The organism is Actinomycetospora sp. (assembly GCF_055612215.1).
In genome coordinates this window covers 1-2,647 of record NZ_JBVPVA010000230.1, presented here as the reverse complement: position 1 = coordinate 2,647, position 2,647 = coordinate 1, and the positions used below count along the sequence as shown (strand labels likewise).

Genomic DNA, 2,647 nt, shown 5'->3' with positions numbered 1-2,647 from the left:
CGCGCGTCGCACACGGTCACCCGCATCCCGAGGAAGGTCCCGATGCGGGCGACGGCGGCGGCGAAGTCGATGGCCCCGAAGACGATGAGGCGGGGCGCGGGCGCGAAGGACTCGACGAACACCCCGAGGCCCTCCCCGCGGCGCTCGCCGTCGGTCCCGTAGGTGACCAGGGTGGTGCGCCCGGCCGCGAGCAGTCCGCGGGCGTCGTCGCGCACCGCGTCGTCGAGCCGGTGGCTGCCCAGCGAGCCCTCGACCCGGTCCGGCCACACGACCAGGCGCCGGCCGACGCCGGGCCCGGAGACGATCGTCGCGGTCGCCACCGGCCGCCGCTCGCGGACGGCCGCGGCGATCTCGCCGAGCTGCGGGTAGCTCTCGCGGTCGACCTGCTCGACGAACACGTCGAGGATGCCGCCGCAGGTCAGCCCGACCGCGAAGGCGTCGTCGTCGGACACGCCGTAGCGCTGCAGTGTCGGGTCGGCGCCTTCGAGGATCTCGTTCCCGAGCTCGTAGACCGCCCCCTCGACGCAGCCGCCGGACACGCTGCCGACGGCCTGGCCGTCGGGGCCGACGAGCATGGACGCCCCCGGCTGGCGGGGGGCGGAACGGAAGGTCCCGACGACGGTGGCCAGCGCCGCGGACCGCCCGTCGGCCCACCACGACTCGAGGCTCGTGAGCACGTCACGCATCCGCCAGCACCTCCGTGAGCTCCTGCAGGGTGGCCAGCGAGTGACCGGCCAACAATCGGTCAACGTGCGGGAGGGCCGCTGCGATTCCGCCCTGCACCGGCTCGTAGCCGCGCTTGCCGGCGTGGGGGTTCACCCACACCACGGAGTGCGCCAGCCGGGCCAGGCGCGCCATCTGCTCACCGAGCAGGTCCGTGCCCCCGCGCTCCCAGCCGTCGGAGAACACCACGACGACGGCGCGGCGCGCGACGCCGCGCTGGCCCCACCGGTCGAGGAAGGCGGTCATGACCTCGCCGAGCCGGGTGCCGCCGGACCAGTCGGGGATGGCGTTGCCCGCGTCGCGCAGCGCCCGTTCGGGGTCGCGCTGGCGCAGCTCGCGGGTGACCCGCGTGAGCCGGGTCCCGAGGGTGAAGGTCTCGACGGCCTGCGGGGTGCGCCGGGTGAGGACGTGGGCGAAGCGCAGCAGGGCGTCCGCGTACGGCGCCATCGACCCCGACACGTCGAGCAGCAGCACGACGCGGCGCGGCCGCTGCCGCCGGTTGCGCCGCGAGAGTCCCGGGATCTCCCCGGCGTGGCGCAGCGTCGCGCGCAGGGTCGCGCGGGCGTCGGCCTCACCACGCCGCGCGGGACGCCGGCGGCGGGCCCGGCGTCGCGGCGGGTCCGGGCGCAGGAGCGCCATCATCCGGCGCAGGTGCTCTCGCTCGCCGATCGTCAGCTCCGCGATGTCGCGGTCGCGCAGCACCTCCTCGCCGGAGGCGGCCACCCGCAGCTCGGGCACGTCCTCGGAGTCCTCGCCGTCCCCGGAGCGCTCCGGGCTCGAGAGGGCCGCGATCGTCGAGGTCCGCGGCTTCGGCGGCGCCGCGCGGCCCATCCGCTGCTCGCGCGGGTCCGAGGAGAACCAGGCGTGGAAGGCCTGGTCGTAGCGGGCCACGTCGTCGGGGTCCGAGCACAGCGTCAGCCGGCCCGCCCAGTACATGGCGACCTCGCTGGCCAGGTCGACCTCGCGCAGGGCCTGCAGGTACGTGGCGGTCCGGTCGGGGGTGACCGGCACCCCCGCGTTGCGCAACAGCCGGGTGAAGGCGACGAGGTCGGTGAGGACCGCGTCCTCGTCGGGGGTCTCCGGGTCGGCCGGAGCGCCCCCGCCCAGTGCCTCGACGACGCCGGAGGCCAGCACCGCGCCGGCGTGGGCGCGGGGAACCGTCTCGTCGGTGCTCCCGCCCCGGTCGGCTCGCGTCATTCCCCGTCGCTCCGCTCGCCCCAGGTGCTCATGACGCGAGCAGGGCGTCCAGCGCGTCGCGGGCCCGGTCGGCGTCCTCGCGGTACTTGAGCACCGCGCCCAGCGTCGCGGTCGCCGACTCCAGGTCGAGGCGCCGCGCCCCGATCAGCTCGAGCGCCGCGGCCCAGTCCAGCGTCTCGGCGACCCCGGGCGGCTTGAGCAGGTCGAGTCCGCGCAGCCGCTGCACCGCCTGCGCCACCTGTTCGGCCAGCTCGGACGACAGGTGCGGCATCCGCGCCTTCAGGATCGCGATCTCCCGGGCGAGGTCGGGGTGCTCGAGCCAGAGGTAGAGGCAGCGGCGCTTGAGCGCGTCGTGCACCTCGCGGGTGCGGTTGGAGGTGAGGACGACCAGCGGCGGCGTCTCCGCCCGCACCACGCCGATCTCGGGGATCGTCACCGAGTTCTCCGCGAGCACCTCGAGCAGGAAGGCCTCGAACTCGTCGTCGGCGCGGTCGACCTCGTCGACGAGCAGGACGGCGTTCGGGCTGCGCAGGGCCCGCAGCACGGGCCGCTCCAGCAGGAAGCGCTCGTCGAAGAGCGAGCTCTCGACGGCGGCGACGTCGAGGTCCTCGTCGCGGCGGCGGGCCGCCTCGAGGGCCCGCAGGTGCAGGACCTGCCGGGGGAAGTCCCAGTCGTAGAGGGCCTGCGCCGCGTCGATGCCCTCGTAGCACTGCAACCGCACCAGCTC

General features: G+C 75.6%; 3 protein-coding genes. All 3 read right to left on the bottom strand.

Annotated elements, in window-relative coordinates:
- The coding region (locus AC0CYZ_RS06425) for an XdhC family protein (protein ID WP_472213458.1) at window positions 1-686 on the bottom strand (686 nt) is incomplete at its 3' end.
- Complete coding sequence (locus AC0CYZ_RS06420; RefSeq protein WP_472213457.1) at window positions 679-1,920, bottom strand: vWA domain-containing protein; 1,242 nt, start codon at window positions 1,918-1,920, stop codon at window positions 679-681. The genes AC0CYZ_RS06425 and AC0CYZ_RS06420, both read right to left, overlap by 8 nt.
- Window positions 1,921-1,948: 28 nt before the next feature.
- Window positions 1,949-2,647, bottom strand: a 699-nt coding sequence (locus AC0CYZ_RS06415) for an AAA family ATPase (protein ID WP_472213456.1), incomplete at its 5' end; no start/stop codon positions are given.